28 protein-coding genes, 2 tRNA genes and 1 rRNA gene are annotated in these 26,185 nt (G+C 39.1%); 15 read left to right on the top strand and 16 right to left on the bottom strand.

The features are described 5' to 3' along the window. Window positions 1–26 precede the first annotated feature (26 nt). The 9 genes from rrf to CWB75_RS19225 all read left to right on the top strand — a co-directional run bounded on the left by rrf (window position 27) and on the right by CWB75_RS19225 (window position 6,642). Window positions 27–141 (top strand): 5S ribosomal RNA (gene rrf / locus CWB75_RS15075). 365 nt (window positions 142–506) lie between these two features. Next, window positions 507–1,439, top strand: a complete 933-nt coding sequence (locus CWB75_RS15070; RefSeq protein WP_008113289.1) for a hypothetical protein — start codon at window positions 507–509, stop codon at window positions 1,437–1,439. 25 nt (window positions 1,440–1,464) lie between these two features. After that, on the top strand, window positions 1,465–2,364 hold the full coding sequence (locus CWB75_RS15065; protein WP_041709155.1) for a DUF350 domain-containing protein: 900 nt from the start codon (window positions 1,465–1,467) through the stop codon (window positions 2,362–2,364). A gap of 4 nt (window positions 2,365–2,368) precedes the next feature. Continuing rightward, entirely contained in the window at window positions 2,369–4,090 is a 1,722-nt protein-coding gene (locus CWB75_RS15060; RefSeq protein ID WP_138571086.1) for a polyamine aminopropyltransferase, read from the top strand. Between the two features lie 80 nt (window positions 4,091–4,170). Next, on the top strand, window positions 4,171–4,584 hold the full coding sequence (locus CWB75_RS15055) for a YjfI family protein (protein ID WP_008113284.1): 414 nt from the start codon (window positions 4,171–4,173) through the stop codon (window positions 4,582–4,584). Between the two features lie 89 nt (window positions 4,585–4,673). Further along, the gene (locus CWB75_RS15050) at window positions 4,674–5,366 is read left to right on the top strand and encodes a PspA/IM30 family protein (protein WP_055013441.1); all 693 of its coding nucleotides are present in this window, start codon (window positions 4,674–4,676) and stop codon (window positions 5,364–5,366) included. Window positions 5,367–5,437: 71 nt separating this feature from the next. Beyond that, entirely contained in the window at window positions 5,438–6,076 is a 639-nt protein-coding gene (locus CWB75_RS15045; RefSeq protein WP_138571085.1) for a DUF4178 domain-containing protein, read from the top strand. Beyond that, on the top strand, window positions 6,073–6,393 hold the full coding sequence (locus tag CWB75_RS15040) for a hypothetical protein (RefSeq protein WP_010392540.1): 321 nt from the start codon (window positions 6,073–6,075) through the stop codon (window positions 6,391–6,393). Before CWB75_RS15045 ends, CWB75_RS15040 begins: the two co-directional genes overlap by 4 nt. 63 nt (window positions 6,394–6,456) lie before the next feature. Next, window positions 6,457–6,642, top strand: coding sequence for a hypothetical protein (locus CWB75_RS19225; RefSeq protein ID WP_021033113.1), 186 nt, complete (start codon window positions 6,457–6,459; stop codon window positions 6,640–6,642). A gap of 15 nt (window positions 6,643–6,657) precedes the next feature. Here CWB75_RS19225 and CWB75_RS15030 read toward each other — a convergent pair whose 3' ends face one another. The 4 genes from CWB75_RS15030 to CWB75_RS15015 all read right to left on the bottom strand — a co-directional run bounded on the left by CWB75_RS15030 (window position 6,658) and on the right by CWB75_RS15015 (window position 9,478). Beyond that, complete coding sequence (locus CWB75_RS15030) at window positions 6,658–7,059, bottom strand: hypothetical protein (RefSeq protein WP_138571084.1); 402 nt, start codon at window positions 7,057–7,059, stop codon at window positions 6,658–6,660. Window positions 7,060–7,069: 10 nt separating this feature from the next. After that, window positions 7,070–7,588 carry a hypothetical protein gene (locus CWB75_RS15025; protein ID WP_171039124.1) on the bottom strand — a complete coding sequence of 173 codons (519 nt, stop codon included), beginning with the start codon at window positions 7,586–7,588 and terminating at the stop codon, window positions 7,070–7,072. Window positions 7,589–7,696: 108 nt separating this feature from the next. Further along, on the bottom strand, window positions 7,697–9,076 hold the full coding sequence (locus CWB75_RS15020) for a class II fumarate hydratase (protein ID WP_138571082.1): 1,380 nt from the start codon (window positions 9,074–9,076) through the stop codon (window positions 7,697–7,699). A gap of 216 nt (window positions 9,077–9,292) precedes the next feature. Next, window positions 9,293–9,478, bottom strand: a complete 186-nt coding sequence (locus tag CWB75_RS15015; protein WP_008113269.1) for a hypothetical protein — start codon at window positions 9,476–9,478, stop codon at window positions 9,293–9,295. Window positions 9,479–9,671: 193 nt separating this feature from the next. Between CWB75_RS15015 and CWB75_RS15010 the strand changes: the two genes are divergently transcribed. Continuing rightward, entirely contained in the window at window positions 9,672–10,262 is a 591-nt protein-coding gene (locus tag CWB75_RS15010) for a DUF938 domain-containing protein (RefSeq protein ID WP_010392551.1), read from the top strand. On the opposite strand, the gene CWB75_RS15005 is transcribed toward CWB75_RS15010, so the two are convergent. The 3 genes from CWB75_RS15005 to CWB75_RS14995 all read right to left on the bottom strand — a co-directional run bounded on the left by CWB75_RS15005 (window position 10,239) and on the right by CWB75_RS14995 (window position 14,726). Beyond that, window positions 10,239–11,378 carry a GNAT family N-acetyltransferase gene (locus CWB75_RS15005; RefSeq protein WP_138571081.1) on the bottom strand — a complete coding sequence of 380 codons (1,140 nt, stop codon included), beginning with the start codon at window positions 11,376–11,378 and terminating at the stop codon, window positions 10,239–10,241. The two genes, CWB75_RS15010 and CWB75_RS15005, sit on opposite strands and share 24 nt — an antisense overlap. A 92-nt stretch (window positions 11,379–11,470) precedes the next feature. Further along, window positions 11,471–14,197, bottom strand: a complete 2,727-nt coding sequence (locus tag CWB75_RS15000; protein ID WP_138571080.1) for an ATP-binding protein — start codon at window positions 14,195–14,197, stop codon at window positions 11,471–11,473. 73 nt (window positions 14,198–14,270) lie between these two features. Beyond that, window positions 14,271–14,726 carry an Lrp/AsnC family transcriptional regulator gene (locus CWB75_RS14995; protein WP_010392556.1) on the bottom strand — a complete coding sequence of 152 codons (456 nt, stop codon included), beginning with the start codon at window positions 14,724–14,726 and terminating at the stop codon, window positions 14,271–14,273. Window positions 14,727–14,862: 136 nt separating this feature from the next. On the opposite strand from CWB75_RS14995, the gene CWB75_RS14990 reads away from it, so the two are divergent. Together CWB75_RS14990 and CWB75_RS14985 are read left to right on the top strand one after the other, a co-directional pair. Beyond that, window positions 14,863–16,032 carry a PrnB family protein gene (locus CWB75_RS14990; RefSeq protein ID WP_138571079.1) on the top strand — a complete coding sequence of 390 codons (1,170 nt, stop codon included), beginning with the start codon at window positions 14,863–14,865 and terminating at the stop codon, window positions 16,030–16,032. 1 nt (window position 16,033) lies between these two features. Next, on the top strand, window positions 16,034–17,158 hold the full coding sequence (locus CWB75_RS14985) for an aminotransferase class V-fold PLP-dependent enzyme (protein WP_138571078.1): 1,125 nt from the start codon (window positions 16,034–16,036) through the stop codon (window positions 17,156–17,158). Here the strand turns inward: CWB75_RS14985 and CWB75_RS14980 are convergent. The 5 genes from CWB75_RS14980 to CWB75_RS14965 form a co-directional block, all read right to left on the bottom strand. Next, window positions 17,142–17,630: an RNA-binding protein gene (locus tag CWB75_RS14980; protein WP_138571077.1), complete on the bottom strand. Its 489-nt coding sequence runs from the start codon at window positions 17,628–17,630 to the stop codon at window positions 17,142–17,144. The two genes, CWB75_RS14985 and CWB75_RS14980, sit on opposite strands and share 17 nt — an antisense overlap. A gap of 356 nt (window positions 17,631–17,986) precedes the next feature. Then, window positions 17,987–18,079: transfer RNA gene (locus CWB75_RS14975), tRNA-Ser, on the bottom strand. Window positions 18,080–18,133: 54 nt separating this feature from the next. Then, window positions 18,134–18,224: transfer RNA gene (locus tag CWB75_RS14970), tRNA-Ser, on the bottom strand. A gap of 221 nt (window positions 18,225–18,445) precedes the next feature. Next, window positions 18,446–18,586 carry a hypothetical protein gene (locus CWB75_RS19100; RefSeq protein ID WP_010392563.1) on the bottom strand — a complete coding sequence of 47 codons (141 nt, stop codon included), beginning with the start codon at window positions 18,584–18,586 and terminating at the stop codon, window positions 18,446–18,448. Between the two features lie 760 nt (window positions 18,587–19,346). After that, window positions 19,347–20,141, bottom strand: coding sequence for a YggN family protein (locus tag CWB75_RS14965; protein ID WP_055013079.1), 795 nt, complete (start codon window positions 20,139–20,141; stop codon window positions 19,347–19,349). Between the two features lie 387 nt (window positions 20,142–20,528). On the opposite strand from CWB75_RS14965, the gene CWB75_RS14960 reads away from it, so the two are divergent. Next, window positions 20,529–20,714, top strand: coding sequence for a PA3496 family putative envelope integrity protein (locus CWB75_RS14960; RefSeq protein ID WP_008108975.1), 186 nt, complete (start codon window positions 20,529–20,531; stop codon window positions 20,712–20,714). A 72-nt stretch (window positions 20,715–20,786) separates the two neighbouring features. Here the strand turns inward: CWB75_RS14960 and CWB75_RS14955 are convergent, their stop codons facing one another. The 3 genes from CWB75_RS14955 to CWB75_RS14945 form a co-directional block, all read right to left on the bottom strand. Further along, window positions 20,787–21,278 (bottom strand): glutathione peroxidase, encoded by a 492-nt coding sequence (locus CWB75_RS14955; RefSeq protein ID WP_010392568.1) that lies wholly within the window; start codon window positions 21,276–21,278, stop codon window positions 20,787–20,789. An 89-nt stretch (window positions 21,279–21,367) separates the two neighbouring features. Continuing rightward, window positions 21,368–21,667 (bottom strand): AzlD domain-containing protein, encoded by a 300-nt coding sequence (locus CWB75_RS14950; RefSeq protein ID WP_008108977.1) that lies wholly within the window; start codon window positions 21,665–21,667, stop codon window positions 21,368–21,370. Next, entirely contained in the window at window positions 21,664–22,368 is a 705-nt protein-coding gene (locus CWB75_RS14945; protein WP_010392571.1) for an AzlC family ABC transporter permease, read from the bottom strand. Before CWB75_RS14945 ends, CWB75_RS14950 begins: the two co-directional genes overlap by 4 nt. A gap of 105 nt (window positions 22,369–22,473) precedes the next feature. Here CWB75_RS14945 and CWB75_RS14940 point away from each other — a divergent pair, with 105 nt between their 5' ends. After that, window positions 22,474–23,130 carry a cytochrome b/b6 domain-containing protein gene (locus CWB75_RS14940; protein ID WP_138571076.1) on the top strand — a complete coding sequence of 219 codons (657 nt, stop codon included), beginning with the start codon at window positions 22,474–22,476 and terminating at the stop codon, window positions 23,128–23,130. Between the two features lie 50 nt (window positions 23,131–23,180). Here the strand turns inward: CWB75_RS14940 and CWB75_RS14935 are convergent, their stop codons facing one another. After that, complete coding sequence (locus CWB75_RS14935) at window positions 23,181–23,633, bottom strand: c-type cytochrome (protein ID WP_010392576.1); 453 nt, start codon at window positions 23,631–23,633, stop codon at window positions 23,181–23,183. Between the two features lie 215 nt (window positions 23,634–23,848). On the opposite strand from CWB75_RS14935, the gene CWB75_RS14930 reads away from it, so the two are divergent. Beyond that, window positions 23,849–26,176, top strand: coding sequence for a S8 family serine peptidase (locus tag CWB75_RS14930; protein WP_138571075.1), 2,328 nt, complete (start codon window positions 23,849–23,851; stop codon window positions 26,174–26,176). The last annotated feature ends 9 nt before the right edge of the window (window positions 26,177–26,185 follow it).

Genomic DNA, 26,185 nt, shown 5'->3' with positions numbered 1-26,185 from the left:
CCGATACGGACTTACAATCACAATTGTTTGGTGACAATAGCGTTTTGGACCCACCTGACCCCATGCCGAACTCAGTAGTGAAACGAAACAGCGCCGATGATAGTGTAGCATTTGTTATGTGAAAGTAGGACATTACCAGGCTCCAAATACAAGAAAGCCCGATTCGAAAGAGTCGGGCTTTTTTACGTCTGGAATAAAGTAAAAAGAAGGTTCGAGCTGAAAGGTATTAGGTTAAAGGAAGAGAATTGAACAGACCCAATCCCACGACATACTACTGCGCTGTCGCTGCAAAGTAGTATACTTACTCCAAATCCAAGTCAGTGTTAAGCCTAAAGCCCTCAGTTTTGAAGTATTACCATCAGCACTCCGTCTTTACTGATCTTAGTTATTCTCTTTGCATCTTTAAACTAGTCCCTAAATTATCATCTTGTTGCAATTTCATTGTTGGTTTAATAACTGTCCTGTGTAAAACTATCTAGGATAATTTAGTAAATCAGGTGACATGAATGTCGAATATAAAAGCTTGGAAACTTCTCAGCCTGTTTTGTTTGTTTACAGCACTGATTGGTTGTCAATCTAAAGAAGAACAGCTACAACAAACAATTCAAGAGTCCATTAAAAAGGCCGATGTCGAGCTTACTCAGCTTGGTAAAGCACTTGATAATGGTAGTATACGTAATGCGATTATTCTTAAAGAATACAGTCGTATCCTTAAACAACAGCAGCCTGAACTCAGTAAGGTTGTTGATGTCGTTAGCCTTGATGCCACACGCCAAGGAGCCCTTTATAGTGGCTTAACCCAACGTCTTGATGATATTAAGGGTAATTACTTAATTCCTCCTTACGAAGACACTTTATACAATATTGATTTATTGCGTGAGGCGGCCAAGCCAACGTTATTTTCTGATGCCTTAACCGATCCTATTAATATGCTTGCGGATATGTCGAATGGCTCTTTGGCACGAGTTGGCGCTATAAGCCAAAAAGCTGAAGGCCAAGGGGTTGGTAACCAAATGGTAGGTAATCCTAACTATGGTAATTGGCAAACGAATAGTAGCGGTATTAGTTTTTGGCAATGGTACGGCATGTACCGTATTTTGGGTGATGTATTTGACCGAGTTGAATACGGAAGTTGGAGTAAACGCCGCAAGTATAGTTACTACAATGACTATGGTCGTACTCGTTACTCAAGCCCTAAACAAATAAAAACCCAAAGTGCGTTAGAAACACGTACACGACAATCTTACCAACGCCAAGGCAAGCAGTTCACTAGTCCTTATGCGAGTAAAAAAACAGGTGCATCAGGTTTGAGTCGCAGCAGTTATACGCCGCCTAAAAGTCGCAGCAGTTACTCAAGAGCGAGTAGTTATAGCAATAATTCAGGATCGGTTCGTAATAGCAGTAGCAGAACCTCGCGCGGCGTAAGTCGTGGTAAGTAAAGAATAACGTTGGAGTTAGAATAATATGTATGAATTTAATGGAATAACTATGTGGTCTTTGCAAGCACTGTCTGTGGACTTTGCAATTATCATCTTACTGTTTGTGAGCTTAAAGTATATTAAAGGTTGGGTATCTAATTTACACGCCAATGATGAAATTACCGAGCGCGATAACTTTGCATTTGGAATAAGCTTTGCCGCTGGTTTGGTGGCACTTGCGATTGTGTTAACGGGCGTGAGTAGTGGTGCCTTTGCTGCTACGTTACAAAAAGAAGCTCTGTTAATGCTTGGCTATGGCGCATTAGCAATTTTGCTTATAAAGCTGGGTCACTTTTTTCAAGATAAAGTGGCGCTGCGTAAAGTGAGCTTACATAACGAAATAGTCAAAGGTAACGTTACTGCGTCAATTATTGATTTTGGCCATGTAGTAAGTGTTGCAGTGGTTATCCGCTCTGCACTATTGTGGGTTGCTACTGAAGGTTGGCATGGCATTCCTATTGTTATTGCTGCGTTTGTGATTGGTAGTGTGGTACTGCTTTTAGTAAGCCAATACCGAGTGCAGTTATTTAAACGCACCAATAAAAGCGGTGATTGCCTACAACAAGCCATTGTTGATGGTAATTTAGCAGTAGGTGTTCGCTATGCCGGCTTTTTAATTGGTAGTGCATTAGCCATTACTGCTGCAACAGGTATTGCTCCCTATGCTGCCGATAATATTAACGCGAGTTTACTTTACTGGGCGCTAAGTGCCGTTGTTAGTTTGGTTGCTTTCATTTTACTGCACTTACTGACGATTAAAATCATTCTTGCTGGGTGTAATATTTCAGATGAAGTGAATCGTCAAAAGAATGTGGGTGTTGCCGCTATTTCCGCAGCAGTGTCATTTGCTGTCGGGATCACTATGGCCACACTACTGGGTGCATAATCACGTGTCATCAACTCAAGCTTCCCCAAGTAAATTTTATTTACTTGGGCATGATATTTTACTGATCACTGTTATGGCCGTACTCGCAGGGTGCGGCCTTATTTATGAATACTTACTTTCTCATTACGCTGGCCGAGTACTAGGCTCAGTTGAGAGTGCAATTTACGCCATGATAGGCACTATGATTGTAGCTATGGGGATGGGTGCATTTTTAGCGCGTTGGTTTAAAGATGCCTTTACCGCATTTGCCTGGCTAGAAAGCATTATTGCGCTCATAGGTATGGGCTGTATATTAGCCATTGCCAGTATCATTGCTGTTAGTTATTCACTCCCTCATTTATTCTCAAGTATTTTTAATATTCCACCTGACGTTATTCTTAATGGTTATGTGTTTCAAAAGCTGCAAGAGTGGTCTCGCTTTTTACCTTATGTATTTGGCTTAATATTAGGGCTATTTATTGGTATGGAAATACCGCTTATTGCGCGTATTCGCCAGCATGTTTATGGACGTTTTTTAGAAAATAACGCCGGCACTATATATGGGGCTGACTATATTGGCGCCGGTATTGGCGCGGCAATTTGGGTAAGTATTATGCTCGCGATGCCAATAATGCAAGCCGCTGCTTGGACAGCGCTATTTAACATTATTGCCGGCCTTGCCTTTTTATGGCGTTACCATAGCTATGTACGCTTTGCTAAGTTGCTATTGGTTTGCCATATATTACTGCTGGTGTTATTCGCTTTTATTTTGCAGTTTGGTAGTAGCTGGATGGATAATCTAAGTAACGTACTATACAAAGATAAAGTTATTTATTCCCAAGCAACGAAATACCAGCATGTGGTGTTAACCGAACGCTTAAGTAAAAATCAGCCACAGCCAATCACCGATCTATACTTAAATGGTCGTTTGCAGTTCTCAAGTATTGATGAGCAAATATATCACTCAATGCTTGTTTATCCTGCAATGCTCGCATCTAATCGTCATGACCGTATTTTGATTATTGGTGGCGGTGACGGATTGGCCATGCGTGATGTATTAAAGTGGCCGGTTGAGGAAGTGACTTTAATTGATTTAGATGGACAGCTACTCAATTTATTTGGTCATAAAGATAATCAATACACACCGCCTGATGATATTAAACAGCGATTAGTGGCACTCAATAATGAATCGATGCATGACCCCCGAGCAAATATTATTGTGGGTGATGCATTTTTAGAAGTTGAGAGGCTACTGGATCAGTCAAAGCAGTTCGATACTATCCTAATTGACCTGCCAGACCCTAATCATCCCGATCTGAATAAGATGTATAGCGACTATTTTTATAACCATGTGCGCCAATTATTGGCACCTGATGGTGCTATGGCGGTACAGTCAACCTCGCCTTATCATGCGAAAAAGGCATTTTTAAGTATTGCTAAAACGGTGAAAGCCGCAGGTTTTGATTATGTAGAGCAATATCAGCAAAACATCCCTTCGTTTGGTCAGTGGGGGTGGACTATTGCTACTAAAATGGGGCAATCACCAAGTGCACGTATTAGCAATATAACGGATATGCCAGTGCCCTCTCGGTGGATTAGTAAAAAATATTTATTAGCCAGTTTTGCATTTCCTAATAACTATTTTGAACAAGTTAACGATATTGAAGTCAATAGGTTAGGTTCTGGTCGTTTATATGATTATTACCGGGCTGCTTGGCAAATAGAAAGTGAATTGTATAAAAATTAATAAAACATGGTTGACATAATATGTCGACCATGCGAATCTTAACTCAGACATAATATGTCAAACGACAAAAAGGCAGAGACATGGAATTAAATGAACTTTCAATAAAATTAGCGTCTTTTGAAACTGAGGGTGCTAACTTTGAGTCTTTCTTGATTGCCAACCCAGGTGAGCAAGATGTTTTACAAGTCATTGTTGATGGAAACGATGAGCTTCCAATTTTTGTTACCCAAACACAAGAGCAACTATTATGTATTAGCTATTTGTTTGGTGAAGACGAAGTAAAAAGCGAGTTACGTGACGAGTTAAACGAAACACTACTGCGTTTAAACGTGCCAATTCCGCTAAGTGCATTTGCTAAAATTGATAATAAATATGCAATTTTTGGTGCACTTTCGGTAAATTCATCATTAGATGACGTTACCCACGAACTAGTGACATTAGCTGATAACGCCATTGATGCACTAGAAGCCGTGACCTTGTATTTAAACGATTAGGATACCCGCCTAGGTAAGTGCTGATTGCTAATAGTATATGGCTCTCGCTTTACCTAATAGGATATAAACAAGTTTTTGGAGTTAAGATTATGAGTATTTTAAAAAAATTATTTACAGCGGTACGTGGTGGCGCGCGTGAAGCGGGCGAAGCAATTGTTGATGCGAATGGTATTCGTATTTTTGAACAAGAAATTGCCGATGCACAAAATGCACTGAATCGTGCTAAAAAAAGCCTGACAGAAGTAATGGCTAAAGAGATGCAAACTAAGCGTAAAATTAGCGCTGTAGATGCATCAATTGCTGAGCACGAAGCGTATGCAGGTCAAGCCCTTGAAAAAGGGAATGAAGCATTAGCATTAGAAATTGCAGAAAAAATTGGTGACTTTGAAGCTGAGAAAGCCGAACACGAGCAAGTATTAGCGGGCTTTACTAATCACATAGTGACCTTGAAGCAGCAAGTTAAAGATGCTGAAAAATCAATTAAAGAAAACCAGCGTCAGCTTACTATGGTTAAAACCACAGAAAGCGTTCAACAAGCGACAATGGCTGTAAATAGCACGCTTAATACTAATAGCTCGTCGATGACATCAGCTCGTCAGTCGCTTGAGCGCATTAAGCAACGCCAACAAGACCGTACTGATCAATTAGGTGCTGCAAAGTCTCTAGAAGCAGATGTTAATGGCGATGATTTAAAAGCTAAAATGGCTGAAGCGGGTATTGGTGATACCAATCCAAAAAGTGCTGATATTTTAGCGCGCATTAAAGCGAAGCAAAATAGCTAACATTTAGAACCATATTAAAAAGGTAACCGAGTTTTGCTCCGTTACCTTTTTTGCTTACAGAGGCACCTTATATGTTTAATTTTTTCAAATCTAAAAAAAAGCCAGAACGTCAGCTTAATCACGCGAGTGACCTTAAAAAAGGTGACATGTTTACAGTGATTGACTCGTTTGCTTATCCTGCATGGCTCAAAGGCCAAACACTTCGCGTTATTGATGTGCAAACGTATCAGTACCAACATAGTAGTGATACTGAATTCGTACTTGAAACTAACACAGGCCAAGTGGTGTTTTTACAAATAGAACAAAACGATGGTGAGCAGTGGGCTAATTTCTCAATAAAGATTCAGCGTGATGATGTTGATGAAGTATTTGGTTTGGATGATTTTTCACGTATTTTTGATGAAGAATCGTTAACGCTAATTACAGTTAAAAATACGCCTGAGCGCTTTATGCAGTTTTTAGCTGGCAGTTATCAACAAAGTGAATCACCTTATGTATGTTATTTTCATAATAAAGATTTTCGTGGCCAAGCGCTACCTCGCTATGAGCAAGACGGTGGTGAACCCTGTGAAATGATTTGTTTAGCGTCACCCGATGAAGGGCATAGCGTTAATATCGAAATTTGGGAGGGAGGTGAAACAGAAGTATCACTGACATTAACTCGCCCAATTAGCGATATTGTTGACTTGTTTCCTGGAGATGCCCAGTGAGTGATGCTAAAGACAAGTGGTTGCGCCAAGAGCAAGCTGTGCGCGCCACGCAAATGGCCTTTGATTTGAGTAGTGAGGTACAAAAGTCGATAAAAAAACAAGCTATCGACCAAGAACTTACTCCCTCAGATATGATCCGCAAAATTTTAGGCCTTGATGTAAAGTCTAAAAAAACACGGCAGCGTTTATCGTTTAATTTAAATGATGATGAAATAGCGCAATTGGCTAGTCGGTTTGAAGTTGCAGTAGATGATAAAAGAGCGGTAAAGCAACAGGTAGCAGATCTACTTATTGAGCATACAAAAAAGACTAAGTAACCCTTTTGCCTTCTTTATATAAAATACTTACACTGAGGTTATTATTTCTAAAGAAGTGCAGCTGTGAATATTATATTGATTGCCTACTTACTTATGTTTGCGTTATTTGGCACAGCGGCAAGTTACTTTGTGCGTTTTATATATGCTTATTGGGTACAAAAGAACATGCCTTTGGAATACATTTTTAAGGCTGGTGTATGTATTTTCATGGTAGTGGTTATTTCGGTGTTAATACCACTATTAAATTAACACCGAAACGAATTGCTACTGGTAATTAACGGTTTTACATTGGTTATCAATACATAAAGAGTGAACTTCTAGCACTGGTGAACAGTCATCGAACTCAAGCGCAGTGTTATTTTGTTGTTCTTGCTGAGTGATTTTTTGTGCTAATTGCTCGGCATGCTTTTGAGAGTTATTTAATGTTGAATATACAACATACTTACTCGGCCCTCCACAGACACGCGAGCCAACACCTAACACCTTACATTGATAACTGGCTGTGCAGCTTTTATTACTTGTAAGCTCATTAAGCTGAGTATTTAAAACAGATTCACTCGCGTTTTGAGCTGTGCTTGGTGTTAGTGCGCTACTGCAACCGCTAAGCAGCATAGTCATGACAACACTGGCAGCTGATAGTTTAATTACGGATGACAAACAACTCATAATCTAATCCTTAAAATACACTTACCGCAGAGCCTTCAAGTTTAACACATTTATTTTCAACGCACTGGGTACTAGGCGCAGTTAAATGTTGGCAAATACTCATCATGCCTTTTTGCGCATTATAAGTACTTTCCAATTGAGTAATTGTATCGCTTAGGGCTGAAATCTGTTTTTGGGGGGCGCTTTGTGTAGAGTACACAATATAATCGCTCGGCCCACCACAGGCACGGCTACCAACAGCATTCACTTTACACTGTGAACTCGTTGAACATTGCTTATCTGCTATGAGGCTGTTTAGCTTATCTTTTGCTGTTTTAATATCATCAAGCGACACTTCTTTTGCTGCATCAGCTGGTAATGGCTGTGCTATTTTATTTTGCTTATTCGCTTGTGGTAATTTTTGTTGCGGTATCGGCGTAGACGTATTTTCTACCGCATTGGTTTTAGTTTGCTCAGTTTTATTTGAGGTTGTTTCTAAGCACGCCGTTAAGCAAAGCGGTAGCAGTAGAGCGAGTAATGGAGTACGCATAATCGTTCCTGATAGTGATGAATTATTCATCACTATCATACACTGTGCATTCATTACAGCAATAAAAACTCTACTATCAACATATTAAAGAGGTGATAAGGAGAGTTTTTAAGTTAACCCGCCTTGCGTTAATTTAGCTGGATTGAGTAATGCCTCTAATTCTGATCGAGATAGGTCGGTTTCTTGCTCAGCGATATCAATAATTGGCTGTGCTTGCTGATAAGCTTGCTTAGCAATTTTTGCTGCTTTTTCGTAGCCAATAACAGGGTTTAGCGCAGTCACTAAAATCGGGTTTTTAGTTAATGCTTTATCAATCTGAGTTTGATTAACTTTAAAGCTAGCAATGGCTTTATCTGCCAACGCTTGCGCGCTATTAGCGAGTATCTCGGTACTTTGCAAAATATTGTAAGCGATTACCGGCAGCATTACGTTAAGCTCAAAGTTGCCAGCTTGGCCTGCAACCGTAATAGTTGCGTCGTTACCAATGACTTGGGCGCTAACCATTGCAGCGGCTTCTGGGATCACCGGATTCACTTTACCAGGCATAATTGATGAGCCAGGCTGTAATGCTTCAAGTTCAATTTCTGAAAGTCCCGCAAGTGGACCTGAGTTCATCCAACGTAAATCATTGGCTATTTTCATTTGTGCAACTGCATAGACTTTTAGCTGTCCTGATAAAGCGACAATCGCATCTTGCGATCCAATATTATAAAAAAAGTTATCGCTAGGAGTAAATTGAATCCCTACCTTTTCAGTTAGCTGTGTGGCAAATAGAGCGGCAAATTGTGGGTCGGCATTAATACCTGTACCTACTGCTGTGCCACCTTGCGCTAGCTCACAGACACGCATCAGCGCATGCTCAATACCGCTAGCTGCATGCTTTACCTGCGATTGCCATGCGCTGAGTGTTTGCTCAAAAGTTATTGGCATTGCATCCATTAAATGAGTGCGCCCAGTTTTAACTATGTGACCGATGTCTGCTTTTTTTTGCTCTAAGGCGTCTGCTAAATTTGCTAGTGCTGGCAGTAATTTTTTATCAACGCTGATCGCACTACTCAAAGCAATCGCAGTGGGAATAACGTCATTAGAGCTTTGCCCCATATTCACATCGTCATTTGGGTGAATAGCTTGGTTAGCATGTTTTGAGGCTAAGCTCGCAATGACCTCATTAGCATTCATATTTGAGCTAGTACCTGAGCCAGTTTGAAAAATATCAACGGGGAAATGCTCATAATGCTTACCATCAATAATTTCTTGGCAGGCACGGTCGATCGCATTTGCTTTCGTTTTATCTAAATGACCTAGTTTGAAATTGGCTATTGCAGCAGCTTGCTTGATATACGCTAAGGCAATAATAAATTGCTGCGGCATTGTGAGGCTGCTGATCGTAAAGTTATTAATGGCGCGTTGGGTCTGTGCTTTATAAAGTGCGTCAGCGGGCACGTTGAGTGTGCCCATGCTATCTGATTCTGTTCTAAAGTTACTCATTAGTACTCCTATAAAAGAGAATATATGACATTTAACTACGCTATATAAAAAGATATGGTGCTGTTATTACTATTTACAACGGTATAGCTAAAAAGTAGAGGGCGTCAAGGCAAGTTAACAAGTGGGATTAAAACTAAAAAGTCGACTTAAACTGATTTTAAGTCGACTTAAATAATGTATTTATATAAACAGCCGGTTACAAGGCTAAACAGAATTTTAATTGTAGCCAAGAATAAATATTTGGTCTGTTTCATGTTTGTTTTGTGCCTTTTGAGTATTTTTTACATGAGAAAGTAAGTCGATAACCGTTGCTCTACAATCTGTTTCATAACTCGTTTTATCTAGGCTTTTGTCTGTAACTGCCATTGCAGCATCTACTGCGGTATAAGGTGAAATATACATAATGTTATCCTTTTGTAGTTTAGTACTCATTAAGTGAGTAATTTAATAAAAGCATATAGCGTACCAGCTCGGTAAAGATAATTTAACGTATTGAAATTGATGTTATTTTATTATTTTGGTCAATTTACTCACGACAGAATAGCTGAAATTTGTTTTACTATTGTGCATTCATTTGCAATTTAGGTGCATTAGTATGACCAAACCGTTTTCACAAGCCTGCGAAAATAATAAAAATCATATACTTAAGGCTTTGCAGCCTGCATTGCAAAATGCAGCATCAGTACTTGAGATAGGCTCGGGGACGGGTCAGCATAGTGTTTTCTTTGCCAAAAAATTGCCACATTTACAATGGTATACCAGTGATCGAGAGGTTAATCATCAAGGAATAAAGTTATGGCATGATGAGGTGCAACTGGCAAACTTGCATCCGCCTTTATTACTTGATCTAAACTATTCTTGGCCAGTAAATAAAGTGGATGCTGTATATACTGCTAATACTTTTCACATAGTGAGCTGGGAGTTAATTACGCGTTTTTTTGCTGGAGTAAATCAGCACTTAAACCAGCAAGGGGTGGTGTGTGTATATGGCCCTTTCAAATATAAAGGGGAGTTTACCAGCCCCAGTAATGATGAATTTAATAGTTTATTGCAAAGTCGCGATCCACTTAGTGGTATTCGTGATTTCGAAGCGGTTGAGCAGCTTGCAGTGCAATATGGGCTTAAGTTACTCAGCGATACTGCGATGCCTGCAAATAATCAGTTACTCATTTTTAAACGGCAATAAAGTGCTACATTGTTGTTTGTAAATTTCGATATGTTGGCATTCGCGTTCTAAGTAATCTGCAATGGCATTATTAAAATCGGGGTGAACAATGTGATGGGCAGAGTAAGTGATTACCGGTTGAAAACCACGAGCGATTTTATGCTCTCCTTGTGCCCCAGCATTAAAGCACTGAATGTTATGCTTAATAGCATAATCAATCCCTTGGTAATAACACAGCTCAAAGTGAAGCGAATCTATCTCTTCACTAGCACCCCAATAGCGGCCGTAAAGGGTATTATCATCAATTAAGCTTAAGGTGGCGGCAATTACTTGCTGGTCTCTTTTGGCTAGCATAATGAGCAATTTGTCAGCCATTAAAGCGTGTAACAAGCTAAAAAAATCACTGTTTAAGTAGCCTAAATGACCCGATCGTTTTAAATAAGTGCGTTGATAAAACTCACAAAAAAGCTGCATTGTAGCGGTAGTGATTTTCTCGCCTTTGAGCCATTCAATACTAATATTTTGCTCTGTGATTTTAGCGCGCTCTTTTTTAACGGCTTTACGCTTTCGGGCATTAAAGGTTTTTAAAAAATCGTCAAAATCTTTAAAGTTATTATTAAACCATTGAAACTGCACGCCGATTCTTCGCATAGCACCGGTATCATAAAGATGGGTGGCTTGTGCTTTGTCGCAAAAGTTTACATGCCAGCCTGACCATGCCTGTTCTGCGCAGTGGCTATTAAGTTGCTCTGTTATGTACTTATACACTAGCTTTGGATTGCTATGCATAATACGTATTCTTTGTCCCTCAATCGGGCTAAAGGGAATACCACATAGCCATTTAGGGTAATAATCTAAGCCATTTTTTTCATAAGCTTCAGCCCATGCCCAGTCAAATACATATTCACCGTAGGAGTGCGCTTTTAAGTAGCCAGGGGCAAGCGCAATGAGTTTATCGCCTTCATAAACGGCTAAGTGATGAGGCTGCCAACCTGTTTTAGCACTTACACATTGGCTTTGCTCAAGTGCGTATAAAAAAGCATGTTGGGTGAATGGGTCATTACCAAAAAATTGATGCCACTGTGTAGCATCAATTTGATTAATACTATTAAACCAACTGTGAGAAAAGTGGCTCATAATGCTTTGCCTACTACTGTTGTCTGTGTGTTACTTGTTAATTTTGATAATAATTCGACAGCCATATTCGGTTTTCTATTTTGGATAAAACCTTATGGTTCATCCTGCTCGATATATTGAGATAAGCATTGTGTGAGCTTATCGAGTTCGAGAGGTTTTGCAAGATGTTCGTTAAAACCAATTGCTAAGGCATTGGCTTTATCTTCAGGCATTACATCAGCGGTTAAGGCGATCACAGGTAATTGTTCAGCACTTTTAGTTTTCCGTATCAATGCGGTGGCCTGGTAACCGTCCATAACTGGCATTTGGCAATCCATTAACACTAAATCGAAGTCATTTATTTTAACTTGTTCTACTGCCAACTCTCCATTTTCAACCAATGTTGGGGTGATCCCCAAAGAGCTAAGCATTGCTTTTATCACTAATTGATTGACGCTGTTATCTTCTGCAACCAGTATTTTTAGTTTGCTTAAATCAACATGCTGTTGCGAGTGCTTCGCCGTTACTTGTTGTACAGCACAGGTATTTAACTCGACAGACAGAGTAAAAGTGGAGCCTTTACCTGGCTCACTTTGTACTTTGATATCTCCAGACATTAATAAGCTAAGTTCTTTTGCGATTGCCAAACCAAGCCCTGTACCACCAAACTTACGTGATGTTGAGCTATCAGCTTGGGTGAATGCATCAAATAATTTACTTTGCTCTGAAGCGGCAATACCGATACCCGAGTCCCTAATAGCCAAGGTAATTTGATGACGTTTATCGGCGATCTCCTTGCTGTATGCGCTAATACTTACTTCACCTTCGTAAGTAAACTTAATAGCGTTACTACACAGGTTTAATAAAATTTGCTCAATTCGCATAACATCACCTTCAAACCAAATGTCGGTTGGTAATTGGTTATCAACTTTCCAGTTAATACCTTTTTGTTCAGCGCTTTGCTCGAACATACTACTGATCCGAGCAAGAAGAGCATTCAAATCAAAAGGAGCAACTTCTAAGGTTAGTTTTTGTGATTCAATTTTAGAGATATCGAGTACATCATTGATTAAACTTAATAATGAGTTAGATGCTAAATTAATTTTATTTAAATAATCAGAAAGAGTTTCAGGACTCTCTTCATTTTTAGCTAAGGTTGAAAAGCCGATCACAGCGTTAAGCGGGGTGCGAATTTCATGGCTCATATTTGCTAAAAACCGGCTTTTAGCTTGATTTGCCAAATCAGAATGCTGTTTAGCCTTAACGAGAGAGCGAGTTCGCTCTGCTACCAAACGTGAAAGTGCAAGGTGTTGGTGATTAAACAATAGTAATATAAGTAAAATGAGTGAGCTTACAATGACCTGTAAAATAAGTAAAAAGAGTGTCATATTATTAGTTTGATGCGGTAAGAATTCATCTTTAATCGCTAAATCTACTAGCCATGTTTGTCCTGCAAAATTAATTTCGATAGTTGTAAGTTTATTGCTTTTGGTTGGTTTGCTTTCGACGTTTGAATAAAAGGGATTGATAGCATTGGCTTCATAAATAGCGATATTAAACATTTTATTTTGTGCTTGGGTAAGCGATTGAGCAAGTATGTTTTTCACTAAAAATACGCCTGTTGCGTAGCCTTTAATTGATGCAATCTCATTATTTTGTTGATACACAGGAGAAAATAATAAATACGCGGGTTCAGGTCGCTGTGTTTGAACTAATTGAATTATTTTAGTACCGACAGGGCGATTTTTGATACGTGGATCGAGTAAAGTCTCACGACGATCTTTACGAGAGTTGAGATTAAAACCTATGGCGGATTGGTTTTCTGACAAAGGAGCAATATAAGTGATAATCACCAATGGATCGTTGTTTGATAATGGGGCGCCTTTAATGCTCGGAGCAAAGTTGTGTGTATTATAAATTTCATCAAGCTGTTTGTTAAAGTCACTGACCTGAGCCTGGTTAATTTTGCGGTTCCATGAAAATGCTTTAATAAATGAATGCTCAGCCAATAGTTGAGCACTGTAAATATCAAACTCTTGCTTGCTTAAAGTCGGTGTTGATTGTATTTGGCTTGCTAGGCTTTGTACGGTTATTTGACTGAGATTTAAATTGCTCAGTAAACTATTTTCAATGATAGATGTTTCGCGTTTGGCAATTTGTATCGCATTTGAATAACTCTCTTGATTATATAGCTTTGTGGTAAAAGCTACAGAGATGAATAATACCGAGCAAACTGCGATGGTAGGTAGTGGGGTGAAGTAATGTCGTTTAAATTTAGGTTGTAATAACGCCAATATAAAAGGAGTTGCGATCAGCACACCAAGAGAATCACCAAGCCACCAAAAAGTAACATTTCTCCAATGATTATCAATACTGTAAGCAGGGTTAAACTGACTTAAAGCATAGACGCCAATATTGGCCGATATTAGGCTAACGACAATACCAACGATAAAAATAAAATAAATTATTGATTGGCGCTTCTTTAAGAACAGCGGATGACCTAGCCAGTATTTTAAAAAAGCTGCGCCAATCATCCCTTGTAGTACAGCACCAAAGCCGATTAGTAACACCTGTTCTAATGTATTGCCAATTAAAACTTGATCAGTAATAACGTTATCACCGGTACTTAAATTAAAGGCGACAGAGGCAATAAATAATGCTGGAATAAAACGCCACCACCAGATAAAACAGCCAACTAGGGCAATACCTGCAGGGAGCCAGATAGGGATTACTTGTGATTGAAAAGCAAAATTAGTTAATAACTTACCAGTTGCAAAATAAGCAACCGCAAACAATATGTAAAAAGCAAAAGAACTGGATGTTGAACGAAAAATCTTCACATGCATCCTTGTTTAATATTATTTTTATAGTTGAATCTCAGTATAGCGAATCAGTACTAAATAGTATTATTTTTTAAAGTGGTAACTGTTTTTTACTAAATGACTGCTTTAATACAACGGTTGATTCTATGTTGGCGATACAGCTTAAGCTTCCTAGTTGGTGCTTTACAAACTGCTCATAACTTTCTAAATCCTGAGAGATAATTTTTAATAAATAGTCGTGGCTGCCTGAGATCACTGAGCACTCAAGTACATGCGGTAGTTTTTCTACATGTTGTTCAAACTGTTGTGCAGCACTCACTGAGTTTTGACACAGTCGCACGAAAGCATAAACCAGTACATTAAGATTGAGTGACTTAGGGTTAATAGCTGCGTGATAACCAATAATAACCTGTTCTTGCTCAAGTTTTTTAATGCGCCTTAGAGTAGGAGTATCCGAGAGATTAATGGTATTGGCTAATTCTGATACCGACATTCGGGCTTGCGACTGCAAGGCAACGAGTAGCTGCTGATCTTTATTATCTAACATGGCTATAGAATCTTATTAATTATTTGTCTAGTAATAGTGATTATTGCTAACAATAATCACTATTACTATTTTTTTTAGCGTTTTAACCTCTGGGATCTTTGCTAGCATTAAAAAATAATAATAACAGGATGTAGTCATGAGTTCTTACACTGCTAAATTTGATAATTGGATTAGGTCTGAGTTTGTTGCTCTAAACTCTCAGTTAGAAGAGTTGTATTGGCAACAAGATGATAAAGCAAATGTTGAAGGGGTCGGGGCTAACTTAAAGCAAGCCTTGAAAGAGCAAGGTAATGCGTTGATCAGCGATTTATTAGCTGAAGGTAATACCGACGAAGGATTTGATAGCGCATTTGATTTACTTGGTAATGTAGGCTTGTTCATGGCGGCTTGCCGTAGACATGAAATTACAGAGCCAAGCAGAGAGAATAGTTCACCGCTGATAGAAGCATCGGCGCTTGCTATGCATATTGGTGCTTCTATTGGAGTAACTCCTCGTTTTGCCACCGCACATTTAACCACTCATAATAAAGCCATTAATGGCATCTATAAACGGTTTACAAATCTTGATGATGAAGCCTTGTTTTTAGATTACAACACCCAAGGTATTTTAGCGTATAAGCGCGCGAGTGATGCTTTACTAAAAATACTGCCATTAGGTATTTCACACCCTGTCACGGCTGAACTACTTGAGGTGGTTAAAACAGCACTTATTGATGTAATAGCGTCGAATAATGCCTTGTACACTCAACTTGATACCGAGCGTTTTTTTAATTGTGTACGCCCATATTACAAGCCTTACAGGGTAGGTAAAGAGGTTTACCGTGGTGCAAATGCGGGAGATTTTGCCGGCATTAATGTTATTGATATGCTGCTAGGACTTTGTAGTGCAAATGAGCCGAGTTACTCGCAAATGCTGGTGGATAAATTTTTATATATGATGCCAGAAGATCAACAAATATTGCGAGAGGCCATGCGTATGCAAAGCTTCATGGATGACTTCTTAAAAGCCGAGCAATATAAACACACAGAGTGGTTTCAAAAGCACGGCAAACTATTTATACAAGTGTGTAAATTACATGGTGACACCGCTATCGGTCATCATAACCAACTGGTCGAAAAGTTTATTGCCCAACCGTCACAGCAAATGCAACAACAGCATATTGATAAAGTCACTGCCAGTGGACCGCCTTTGCCGGTACTGCTAGATTCCTTAGCTAAATTAAGGGATAGACGTGCAGCAGCTAAGCGAGACGATATTAATACGCGCTTTGATGACTTAAATACGCTAAAACAGTGGATTAACTAATATGGCTAAAAATGATTTTTATATGCCAAGGGGCTGCTATTTATTAAGCCACTCTGTTGGTCGTCCTCTAAAAAGTACTTTAGAAAATGCTACTGAGCAGTTTTTTACTCCTTGGCAGGAAAGTGCCAAAGAGCCATGGCAGCAATGGCTACCGGCTATAGAAAAGTTTACGGGTGCATTAGGGCAGCTATTTAATGCGCCAAGTGAGCAATTTTGTCCTCAGGTTAACTTATCTAGCGGTTTAACTAAATTGCTTATGTCGCATCCCGTGTTTAATAAACCACACTGCGCAGTATTAATGGCGCAGGCCGACTTTCCAAGTATGGGGTTTGTAATGCAAAAAGCACTCCCTGCATGTGCAACAATACGTTACATCCCCGAGCATGAAGATCTAAGTGATAGGCAGGTATGGCAGCGATATTTAACTCCAGAGATTGATGGTGTGTTTGTTAGTCATGTTTATTCTAATACGGGTGTACAAGCTCCTTTAAACGATATTGTGGCGCTTAGTAAAGCGACAAACACACTCTCAATAATTGATGTGGCGCAATCGGCAGGGGTTATTCCTATAGACCTAACGGCGTTAAATGCCGATTTTATGATTGGCTCAAGTGTGAAGTGGTTATGCGGGGGGCCTGGAGCTGCTTATTTATGGGTAAATCCACAGCAAATAACGCAATGTGAACCAAAAGATGTTGGTTGGTTTTCACATCAAAATCCATTCGAGTTTGATATTACGCATTTTCAATATAACGCTAAAACACTTAGGTTTTGGGGCGGTACGCCTTCTATACTCCCTTATGTTATTGCTGGTAATAGCATTGCATATATTGCCCAGTTTGGTGTGGATAAAGTGAGAGCGCATAATTTAGCGTTGTTAACGTTACTTCAGCAGCAGCTGGCTGCTTTTTTAGTATCGCCAAACGATAAAGATCAGTGCAGTGGTACCGCTATTTTAGATTTTGCAAAGCACCAACAAAATGTATTGGCGGAATTGGAGGCAGCAAATATAAGTGTGGATGTGCGCAAACTCGGTATTCGTATTTCACCGCACATATACAATACAGCGTCAGAGATACAAGCGTTTATTACTACGGTGAAAAAGGTAATTAAGGCTGCTGATTAAGCTGTTGTTTTTTTTGAGTGAGTGCCGCTATTTGTTGTTGTGCTTGTTTTATTTGCGGTTCAAATCTTTGTTTAAGTACCGCAGTTTCTGTAGCAATTGCATCTGCAATCGAGTTAGCGCCTAAACGATTTGCTTTATCTTGGGTCATGTAACCGACTTGCTGTTTCTTTTGCGCGTATTCCTGCTGGTATTGCTTTATTTTAAGCTCAAGCTGCACAATATCGCGCTCTATTTGTTGCACCTCAAGGTAGTCATCAACTGAGGTATCGATAACTAGGGCATTTTCAGATTGCAATGCATTGGTTTGCATAATGTTGACGTTTTTAAGCATGATCACTTTAGCGTCTTTAGCGCATGGAGTTTGACTGAAAGTCGGCACCCCTTTGATGGTGCATTTAAAAACCGTCACTTCATTTGCCATGCTGACAGTGCAGGCACCAAAAAAACACAGTAGTAATATTAGCTTTGCCATGGTTAAACCTAAGCTGGTTTAAAGTACCATTTATAATGCACTAAGTTGTAACACCATACAATTTGTTTAATTTAATAGCCTAAGTCAAGTATGCCTTCCAAAACGAACAATTCCATAGGTTGTTAAAATTCAGGCACAAAAAAACCACAATTAAGTGGCTTATATTCAGTAATGGTGGAGAGGGAGGGATAGACTTGCTTACATCCATGTAATCAATCGCTACGCGACGCTTGCAGCGGCCTAAACTGTTCCCGACACTTTATCGAACCCTGTCGAGGGTTCTCACCCTCCCAGTTTTTAACGGAGTTAAAATTTAGGCACAAAAAAACCACAATTAAGTGGCTTATATTCAGTAATGGTGGAGAGGGAGGGATTCGAACCCTCGATAGAGCTACAAACTCTATACTCCCTTAGCAGGGGAGCTCCTTCGGCCACTCGGACACCTCTCCGACGCATTATTCTGCGTATTATTAATCGGGATAAAACCAATTAATAAAAATAAGTGGTGGAGAGATAGGGATTTGAACCCTAGAGGGGCTATAAACCCCTGCCGGTTTTCAAGACCGGTGCATTCGACCACTCTGCCATCTCTCCACGTCGTGATGCAGGATAATACTTAGGAGAGTAGTCTGTGTAAATAGCAAAAAGATCGTTTGCTTAAAAAGTGAGCGTAAATGCGGTTTTTTTTATAAATAATGAAGATTTAAGGCGATTTTTAGCTATGAGGTGGCTGGCAGCAAACAGGAGGAGCTAAAGAAGAGTCTTCATTAGAGGTTGGGTGTTTGCTGCAACAATACAAAATCATGGTTGGGTGATTATTTGTATTGAATTGCACCGCCAAGTGCTAATTTTTTTCCGTAACGGTTAAGTTTAGCTAGCATTTTTGCTTTGCGATTAGTTGGCTTAACGGCAACGTGAGTTGTGGCTGTTTGGTTAAGTGTATTAATTGGGTTCATTTTATTCGCTCCATGGTTGTGTCTGTTGAAAACATGTGCATTTTGCACGCAGGGTGGTTAAAAATAAAGCGATAAAAATTACTGGTGAAGTATTAGTTTTTTTAATCCGAAAGCGACTTATTAATTTTTCGTTCAACCACTGGTTTGTTATTTTTTGTATAATTATTCATCTGGGCTCATTGCTATGTCGTTTTTATATGGGGTTTTTTCGGTTTTTTTGAGTTTTAACTGTTTATAAAAAGAGTTTTTTGAATATTTATTCAGATTAAATTATTTTGTATTGGTTGGGCTTAACTTTGCTTTGTTCAAAGATTTAACATGTTATTTATAGGTGGTTAATTATTTATCAGATAAGAGCAGTAAATAAACGATAAAAATAGTGTTGCGAGGTTTTTAAATTATAAAAAAAGTGCCTAGGTTACTAGGCACTTTGGAGTTAGTTGCGTTTTAAAACGCTTCTAACTGGGGAACGTACCATCTCATGAATATAAATCTAAAAAGATGGGTTTAATTATGTTTGCAATTTGGGCTTACAATCATCAGCTTGGGTGGCATTTTAACTATTCTAGAGCGAAGCGAAGATTATACTTTGGTTTGTATTTTACTATGAAGCCACAAAACAATGCTGCACAGCAAGAGTAGATCCGCTCAACAGTCTATTATTTGAGTTAAATGGTTTTAAATAGGGTATAAAAGGCAAAATGCGGCATAGCTTAAAAGCAAATGCCGCAAAGGGAGATTAATGCGGGGTATTATTCTATTAGTGCTGTTTAATAGTAAATAGCTCATAGCCTTTTAATGCAGGAACTTGAGCGGTTAGTTGCGTTTCTTGTTGTGCTATTTCAACAAAATCATCACATAATGAATTTGCACGCTTTTCAAGTGTTTTGGCATGCAGCTCTACTTTTTCTTCTATTTGTGCGCCCATATTTTCCATGCGCTCTTCAAATGCTTGCATGTCACCGCCTGAACTCATTAACTCAGAGCCCAATGCCACTAAAATGCTGCCCATTGATTCCATTACTGCTGATTCAACTGCTGTTTCTATTTGCTTTTCAAACTGCTGTTCAAAGTTTTCACCAAATTGAGTAAAGCTTTGTTGACCCATTACAAAAGTACCTTGCTGATAAAAGGTGCTTTCAACCTCTTGATGAATATCGTCCATTAAGGCTGAAATATTATCGAGGCCGTTAATATTAAACGCATTTGCAACTTCTTCTAATGCTACACCTGCAATTTTAACCCCTTCAAGGGCAATATTGGCCACTTCAGGTAATTGCACGCGTAAATTGTCTGTGTAGTCGGTCATTGCTTGGCGCTGTGCACTATTTAATGCTACTTGCTCGCCATTGATAGACAGCTCACCTTCAGCGGTAAATAGCATGTGCTGATTATTGGCTTTAAAAATTTCTAATTCATTAGGTTTGATGCGCACATCGTTCTTAAATTCAACGTTACATTCATCGTTACTAAATGAAATTGAAGAGTCGCTAGTATTGTGAGCCATTGCTACTGGAGCGCACATTATCGCGCTAACTAATAATAATTTTTTCATGTTTATTCTCTGCTTTTTGCTGATGATAATTAACTTATAACAAGTTTGATGCCAATTATTTTTAATGTTTTAAAACAATGGCTTGAGATTTTTTGAATGCTTTAAAGTCGAAAGTGTACTCATTGAAAATACTAAAATATGGTCAAAATAACCAACAATTAAATGCTAATAAATAAAATTTATCGATACGATAAAAAACTCTCACTTTCCACAATTCAAATTTAACGCTATTTATTCACAATACTGACACAGAGACTATTTAGGATAGCTATGTGGCTTTATTTTGACGTAAATTTGTACAGCTAATTTATGTTGAACATTTTAATTTCACCAATTATCGCGATATAGAAATCCGTAATTGGTCTCAAACACTTTATGGAGTGGGTTGTGGGTAAGACATTTAGTTACGATGCGCTAGATGATGATTTTGTTGAAGACGAATACGAAATGGTCGGGCGTAATCAACACGACAAGAAAAAGCAAAAGGTGAAAAGAAAGTTAGAGGATTACCTTGAGCAAAAACGCTTGCGTAAAAATCTAGGTGAAGATGACTTAAACGATTATATTGATTAAGCTCTCGCTAGTACAAATAAGCGTTACAGTTTGTAATAAAGAGGCTTTGTGCCTCTTTATAGTTTTTTGGGGTTAAGCCTTAGCTGCAAGCAGAGCTTTTTCAATTACTTTTTCTAGTTTTTCAGGTTTAGTAATAGGTGCAAAGCGCTTAATAGGTGTACCATCTGCCGCTACTAAAAACTTAGTGAAGTTCCACTTAATTTTTCGGGTTAAAAACCCCGGTAGTACAGACTTTAAATAGCGGAAAACAGAATCTGTATGCTGGCCATTTACATTCACTTTTTCTGCGATTAAAAAACTAACCCCGTAATTTATTAAACAACCTTGCGCTATTTGCTCAGCGTCGCCGGGCTCTTGTTGACCAAATTGGTTACATGGAAAGCCTATAATGATCAAACCTTGGCTTGCATACTTTTCATGTAATGCTTGCAATGACTGATATTGATAAGTTAATCCACATTCACTTGCGGTATTTACGATTAATACAACTTTACCTTCAAACTCTTTAAAGTCGATTGGCTGGCCTTGTAGGCTGGTAGTCTTTAGTTGATGGAATGGGTGCATATAAATACGCTTATTATTTGTTTATTTTGCATAGTCTAACCCTTGCGTGATGATCTACAAAGTCTAAGTCACTTTTACAGCGCTTACTGCTAATTTAAAATTAAAAATAGCCCCATACCGGCCAAGGTCGTTAAGTAAATATTATGCGTTTTGTAAGCAACAACAATAGCGACTATGGCAGCACTGAGATAAGGGTTCTGCCAGTTTAGATTAATACCTTCGTCATTTATAAATACAATTGGCACCCAAATCGCCGTTAGTACCGCAGGTGCACTAAAGCTCAAAAACTGTTGCATTTTAGGCCCTACTTTAAATGGCAAGGCGCGGTGTAAGAATAAATAGCGAGTAAAAAAAGTAATACATGCCATTAGTAAAATAGTGGTCATCATTTTTTGGCCCCCTTATTTTGCACTAATCTGGTAACAGCGTAACCTGCGCTCATTGCTAGAAGCGCAGAGCATACTAACCATAATTCAAAGCCTGTGCTTTTTAATAAAGTGGCACTGATCCCTGCAACAATGACTGTAACTAGAGTAGCTAAGTTTTTAATCCCTGGAATTACTAAGGCAATAAAAGTTGCTGCAATAGCAAAATCGAGTCCTAAATTAGTGAGATCTGGAAGCATAGTACCGGCTACAATGCCAATGAGGGTCCAAATATTCCACGCAATATAAAAGCTAAAACCTGCGCTCAATGCATAAATTAAACGGGTTTTAGTACGATAGGCGCGCGGGTGGTGCGAAAAAGCAAATAGTTCATCAGTTAACACAAAGCTGACAGGCAGGCGCCATCGCATGGGTTGCTCAATCACTTTGTGACGAACTGCCAAGCCATATAAAAAATGGCGAGAGCTAATAATAAACGTGGTAAAAAGAATGGTTAGTAGAGGGGTATTACCAGCAATGAGCTCAATTGCAACCAGCTGCGCCGAGCCTGCAAATACCAGTAGCGACATGGCTTGAGTTTCAAAAGGGGTAAAGCCATTTTGTATTGCTAACGAGCCACATAAAATGCCCCAAGGAATAACCGCTAAACACAGTGGCAGCATATCTAAAAAGCCTTTTAATACTGGTTTTTTAATTGATTGCATGTGTTTTACTCTGCGCACTGGTAGAAAGACTCATCGGGATACCTTAATATTGAGAAGCTAAAATAGTTAGCGTTTTAGATGATACTTTTTTTTAGGGAAGGTGCAATGTTTAAGGTAAAAGTGTGGGATGGCTTTGTAAGAAGCTTTCATTGGTTATTAGTATTGAGTATTGCTGCGCTTTATTTTAGTGCAGAAGAGGGCATGATCGAACTTCATTTTGTAGTTGGCTTTTTTACTTTAGCGCTTATTTCAACACGAATTATATGGGGCCTATTTGGCAGTAAAACAGCAAAAATATCGGTATTACTGCACTCTCCTAAATCGGTGCTTGCTTCTTTTGCTGGCAAAAAAACAAATGAGGCGGGCCATTCTGCACCTGGTAGCTATATGGTGTTATTATTTTTTATTCTGATCATAGCGCAGCTAGTAAGCGGTTTAATGAGCAGTGATGGTATTTTAACTGATGGCCCGTTAGCGCAGTATGTATCGAGTGACACGATTGATTTGGCCAATTGGCTGCACCATATTAATTTTGATATTTTATTTTATGCGATTATTTTGCATGTTGTGGCTATTATTGCTTACAAAATTAAAGGCAAGCCTTTGGTCAAAGCAATGATCACCGGTAATAAAGCACTAGCAACAAAAAGCTCAGAGCCAGAGACAAAGTCACCATGGGTTGCATGGGTTATATTTTTGCTACTACTGGTTTTATTAATGAGTACCTGGGGAAGTGAGCATTTAAGTTATTTGCTTAGTTAAAAAAGTGGCGCTAATACAGCGCCATTTTTGTTCTTAATACACCGTATATATTAGTCTTTGAATTGCTTATGACAATCTTTACAGCCTTTAGCCCATGCACCAAACGCTTTACCAATAACAGCTTTGTCACCGGTTTGAGCTGCTACAGCAAGTTCATCAGCATATTGTTGAAATGCTGTCGCTTTTTTCATAAAAGTATCGTTTTCAGACCATACCGCAGGAAGTGCTGATGTATCACCCTTATCAGTACCTGCGTAAAAAGCTTCCCAAGGCATTTTAGACAATGCCGCTGCGTTATTTGCACGCTGCTTAAATTGCTCTGCATCAAAAGGAATTTTACCCTTAAGCATAGCACCCATATCGCCTATTTGAACTGAAATCATAGAGAATGCAGCTTGGCGATACTCAATCGCATCACTCGGCTCTTTAAATGCAGAATTTGCAGACACGCTAAATGCGCATGTAGATAGTAACGCCCCGATAAATACTTGCTTCAATTTCACTTTATTCTACTCCTTTAAGGGTTCTTTAATTATCTTTGTATCTTAGCTCAGGCTTTAGTTCAAGGGAATGCATAGATTATTACTTTGATATTATTAATGGGATTTGGAAATAATTAGTACTATCTTTATTGTGAATGGTTGTAAATAGAGTGTTGTTGGCGGCTGTTGGGTTGTGTACATTCGAGCATCATAAAAATAACCAATGAAGAGCATTTATGAAAAACAATATTTTTAAGTTGTCTGCAATGTCAGCGGCAATAGTGATTTCACTATCGGGTTGTGGAGGTAGTGATAATAACAGTAAAGTTCCGGTTGTTACTGATGTAGCACCAAAAGCGAGTGATGTTGTCGTTGTTGATTTAAAGCAATGGATACCAGTTACTGCTGATTTTAAAGCGAGTGATAATGATGGTGATGCACTTACTTTTAGCTTTACTGAAAATGGCGAGGAAGTTACTGCACAAGATGGTGTGTTTAAGTTTAGTCATGGCATGTTAACAGTAGACGGTACATCATTTACATATGTACCTGTTTCTGCTGAGGATGCAGTTATTGATTACACAGTAACTGCAAACGGCAAAACGGCTTCTGCGAAAATTAATATTTCAGGAATTATTGGAGACCCTCTTGCTAATCAGCAATGGCACCTGAATAACACAGGTCAGAAAGCATATTCTCTTAGTGATGAGATGAAGCAAGGGTTGATAGACTTATATGTAAGTCGGTTTGGCTTTACCGAAGAAAATGCAAAAGCAAGACTAGATGCTGACTTCGCTGAATCAGAAGCAGCAGAACTGGTTGCTGGTGAAGATATGAATGTTTTATCTGCTTACGGCCAAGGCGCTACTGGGGCTGGTGTAACAGCTGTAGTAATTGACTCAGGTATGGAAATCCGCCATGAAGATTTAATCGATAACGTATTACCTAACCGCTCTTTAAATTTGGATGCGACTGTATTAGATCGAACAGATCCAACAAGTACTGCGAATAGTGGTGATCATGGTACTAGTGTGGCAGGTTTGATTGCTGCAAAAGGTTGGAATGGCAAAGGTGGCCGCGGTGTTGCACCAGATACTGGCTTAATTGGCATGAATTACCTTGGTGGTGACAAAATCCCACAAACTGAGTTAATGGTGCATGGTTTCCCTGGTAGTGGTATTAGCACAACAGAAAATATTTCTGCATTCAACCGTAGTTATGGAATAACTTTCCCTGCATTTATAGCTTATTCAGAATTAGAAGAAACCATTGAGTCTTATCCTAATTTATACCTTCGTGATGGTAAAGGTACGCTTAACATTAAATCGAGTGGTAATGCATTTGATGGTGATACTAATGAAGGAACATTATGCGCAGATAACGGTGCAAATGAGCTAGGGTTAACTTGTTATAATGGTGCATTTGAGCCTAGCCAGGGCCATCCTTATTATTTAAGTGTTGCTGCAGTAAATGCAAATGGTAAGCATACTAGCTACTCAACTGCAGGTGCTAACCTAATGGTTTCAGCGCCAGCTGGTGAAGCAGGGCGTTTGGCTCCTGCTATGGTAACAACAGACCAAATGACTTGTATTAATGGTTACTCAGGCTTTAATGGTCGTGGAATTACAGCTTGGGCTAATGCTTATGGTGAAGAGTTTGCTGCAAGCCAATTCCCATTTGACTACCCAAGCCATGAAGATAATGCGAGTTGTAATTATACATCTACGTTTAATGGTACCTCTTCTGCTGCACCTAATGCTTCAGGTGTAGTATCGTTAATTCTTTCAGCAAACCCTGATTTAACGTGGCGTGATGTGCGTCATATTTTAGCTTCAACTAGCACATTGATTGACGCTGAAAATGCCTCTGTGACTTTAACTACTGCAGATGGTGAGTTTGCTGCGCATGATGGTTGGGTTGAAAATGCTGCAGGTTATAGCTTTAATAATTTATATGGCTTTGGTCGAGTTGATGCTGGTGCAGCTGTTGCAATGGCTAAATCTTACGAAACTTCATTAGGTGAGCAAGCAATCACGGATTGGAAAGGTTTTGGTTCAGTAGTTGCTGAAAATGCCCTCACATTAGAAATCCCTGATAACAGTGCAACAGGTTTAACGCAAGAAATTGTAGTAACAGAAGAGCTCAATATTGAAGCGATGCAATTTAAATTTGATGTAAGCAATCCAGAAATGGCCTTTGGTCTAGGTGATGGAACGCAAACCTCAGCAGGTAGCGATTTAGCTATCGAAGTGACCTCGCCAGCAGGAACGAGAAGTGTATTGCTTTCATCTAAACAGGCACTATTTCTGCCTGCACTTAGCAGCGACTTTAGTTTTAATGCAGGCTATATTTTAAAAGATGCGGTACTAATGTCGAATGCATTTTACGGTGAATCAACCAAAGGTACTTGGACTATTCGCTTACTTGATACGAGCGCTGATAGTTTTGCACTTGCTGATAATGGTGAAAACTATATAAGTGTAACAGGCATTACAAATAACGTCGCATTGAGTGTCTTAGAGGGTGTATCTCTTCGTGCATTCGGTCATGCAGGTCAAGAGTAAGGATTATAA

Source organism: Pseudoalteromonas sp. S1608, assembly GCF_005887265.1.
GTDB lineage: Bacteria > Pseudomonadota > Gammaproteobacteria > Enterobacterales > Alteromonadaceae > Pseudoalteromonas > Pseudoalteromonas undina.
The sequence above is the reverse complement of the archived record's forward strand: the minus strand, read 5'-3'. Positions and strand labels throughout refer to the sequence as shown.

Bases quoted from the DNA above. Each gene is read 5' to 3' on its own strand.
- CWB75_RS15070 (WP_008113289.1), top strand. From the start codon at position 507: ATGTCGAATATAAAAGCTTGGAAACTTCTCAGCCTGTTTTGTTTGTTT.
- CWB75_RS15065 (WP_041709155.1), top strand. From the start codon at position 1,465: ATGTATGAATTTAATGGAATAACTATGTGGTCTTTGCAAGCACTGTCT.
- CWB75_RS15055 (WP_008113284.1), top strand. From the start codon at position 4,171: ATGGAATTAAATGAACTTTCAATAAAATTAGCGTCTTTTGAAACTGAG.
- CWB75_RS15050 (WP_055013441.1), top strand. From the start codon at position 4,674: ATGAGTATTTTAAAAAAATTATTTACAGCGGTACGTGGTGGCGCGCGT.
- CWB75_RS15045 (WP_138571085.1), top strand. From the start codon at position 5,438: ATGTTTAATTTTTTCAAATCTAAAAAAAAGCCAGAACGTCAGCTTAAT.
- CWB75_RS15030 (WP_138571084.1), bottom strand. From the start codon at position 7,059: ATGAGTTGTTTGTCATCCGTAATTAAACTATCAGCTGCCAGTGTTGTC.
- CWB75_RS15025 (WP_171039124.1), bottom strand. From the start codon at position 7,588: ATGCGTACTCCATTACTCGCTCTACTGCTACCGCTTTGCTTAACGGCG.
- CWB75_RS15020 (WP_138571082.1), bottom strand. From the start codon at position 9,076: ATGAGTAACTTTAGAACAGAATCAGATAGCATGGGCACACTCAACGTG.
- CWB75_RS15015 (WP_008113269.1), bottom strand. From the start codon at position 9,478: ATGTATATTTCACCTTATACCGCAGTAGATGCTGCAATGGCAGTTACA.
- CWB75_RS15010 (WP_010392551.1), top strand. From the start codon at position 9,672: ATGACCAAACCGTTTTCACAAGCCTGCGAAAATAATAAAAATCATATA.
- CWB75_RS15005 (WP_138571081.1), bottom strand. From the start codon at position 11,378: ATGAGCCACTTTTCTCACAGTTGGTTTAATAGTATTAATCAAATTGAT.
- CWB75_RS14995 (WP_010392556.1), bottom strand. From the start codon at position 14,726: ATGTTAGATAATAAAGATCAGCAGCTACTCGTTGCCTTGCAGTCGCAA.
- CWB75_RS14990 (WP_138571079.1), top strand. From the start codon at position 14,863: ATGAGTTCTTACACTGCTAAATTTGATAATTGGATTAGGTCTGAGTTT.
- CWB75_RS14985 (WP_138571078.1), top strand. From the start codon at position 16,034: ATGGCTAAAAATGATTTTTATATGCCAAGGGGCTGCTATTTATTAAGC.
- CWB75_RS14980 (WP_138571077.1), bottom strand. From the start codon at position 17,630: ATGGCAAAGCTAATATTACTACTGTGTTTTTTTGGTGCCTGCACTGTC.
- CWB75_RS19100 (WP_010392563.1), bottom strand. From the start codon at position 18,586: ATGAACCCAATTAATACACTTAACCAAACAGCCACAACTCACGTTGCC.
- CWB75_RS14965 (WP_055013079.1), bottom strand. From the start codon at position 20,141: ATGAAAAAATTATTATTAGTTAGCGCGATAATGTGCGCTCCAGTAGCA.
- CWB75_RS14955 (WP_010392568.1), bottom strand. From the start codon at position 21,278: ATGCACCCATTCCATCAACTAAAGACTACCAGCCTACAAGGCCAGCCA.
- CWB75_RS14950 (WP_008108977.1), bottom strand. From the start codon at position 21,667: ATGATGACCACTATTTTACTAATGGCATGTATTACTTTTTTTACTCGC.
- CWB75_RS14945 (WP_010392571.1), bottom strand. From the start codon at position 22,368: ATGCAATCAATTAAAAAACCAGTATTAAAAGGCTTTTTAGATATGCTG.
- CWB75_RS14940 (WP_138571076.1), top strand. From the start codon at position 22,474: ATGTTTAAGGTAAAAGTGTGGGATGGCTTTGTAAGAAGCTTTCATTGG.
- CWB75_RS14930 (WP_138571075.1), top strand. From the start codon at position 23,849: ATGAAAAACAATATTTTTAAGTTGTCTGCAATGTCAGCGGCAATAGTG.